The following is a 1,305-nucleotide window of genomic DNA, read 5'->3' as shown; positions in this document are numbered from 1 at the left end:
CGGAACTTAGGTTTATATAAACTGACAAATTACACATAATCTTTGAGCTATGAAAAGGTCTGCTATTCCGACATAACATTTAATGTTTTGGCTGCGTAGCATCAATTCTTATTTATTAACTCTCGGCCTAGAGACTAAAGTATCTAAGCAGCAATCGCTAGAGTATGAAATGAAGTTAGTATGCATAAAACCCATAAAAGCATGGTATTTAGATTTTTATAAGGGGTTGCTTAATAAAGTTAAGTTTATCCATTAAGTTCAAGTCATAACTTCTTATTCTAAAAGTAAAACTTGTTCATTAAACTTTTTAGTTAAATAGGCCTCATCTAAACTTTTATGCCAAAGTTCTTTTGTTTGTCCGTTATCTCTTGCTATTTCACCAACTCTACCCGGATTATACTTACCTACATGCTTAGTCATCATGGTGGCAATATCATCGGTATATGCCATTTCAGGAGTAATTGTTTTCCAGCCACGCTGTCTTAATTCTGTCACTAAATCTCCGATAAATAGTGCTGAAATATCCATTTCATGTAACAGTAAAACGTGTTTTGGCGATCGACCTAAATGTTGCTGAGCTAATACATCATAGTATTCGATACTTTCAATCAACACCTCAACATAGAATTTACTCATACGCTTTAGGTCTACCTTATTTCCTTTAGCAATGGCTGCTTGAAACAGACTTTCCATATACCAATCATAATTATTTAAGGTAATATATGCATTTTTATAATCGTGTTTTTTTAACAGCGCTCGCATACCATCAAGTTTTTCTTTCGTATTTCCTTCTCGTAAATAAGGAAAGCGGTACATTTTGGTGAATGTAGAAAATTGCTTTAATTGCTGATCAGCTTTCAAGAAATTTTTACTATATTGCGCTAAAGATAATTGATTAAAATCAGGATGGTCATAGCTATGGTTTGCAATAAGATGCCCTGCATCACTATAGGCTTTAAGTCGACGAGTCCCTTCATCATCAAGGTGTTTACTGACTGAGAAAAAGGCAACTTGCTCTACTTGGTGTTTAGATAAGTTGCTTATAAGCTTTTTCGCTCGCTCTGGCCCAGTTAATAGCCCTTGTGCAAATCTTGGCGAGTCATCAAAAGTAATGGCAATCTCTTTTGCCATTACAAAAGGACTACTTAATAGGCCTAGTGATAAGAATAGCATTGTCATAGTCGACTGTAGTCTTTTAAATTTCATCTTTGTCCTTATAGATATTTTATTAATTATGTACTTTAACTCGTTAACTATATAAATTCAATGACTTACAGGGTGTTATTGTAACTTCTCAAAAAGCAG

The 1,305-nt window shown here is 33.9% G+C and carries 1 protein-coding gene; it reads right to left on the bottom strand.

Annotated elements, in window-relative coordinates:
• Nucleotides 1-273 precede the first annotated feature (273 nt).
• A complete protein-coding gene (locus tag CJF42_RS26035) occupies nt 274-1,206 on the bottom strand; it encodes a polysaccharide deacetylase family protein (RefSeq protein WP_095369377.1) in 933 nt (310 codons plus the stop codon).
• Nucleotides 1,207-1,305 lie beyond the last annotated feature (99 nt).

The organism is Pseudoalteromonas sp. NBT06-2 (assembly GCF_002276045.1).
GTDB lineage: Bacteria > Pseudomonadota > Gammaproteobacteria > Enterobacterales > Alteromonadaceae > Pseudoalteromonas.
Note: the sequence above shows the minus strand (reverse complement) of the source record. Positions and strands in the feature narration are given on the sequence as shown.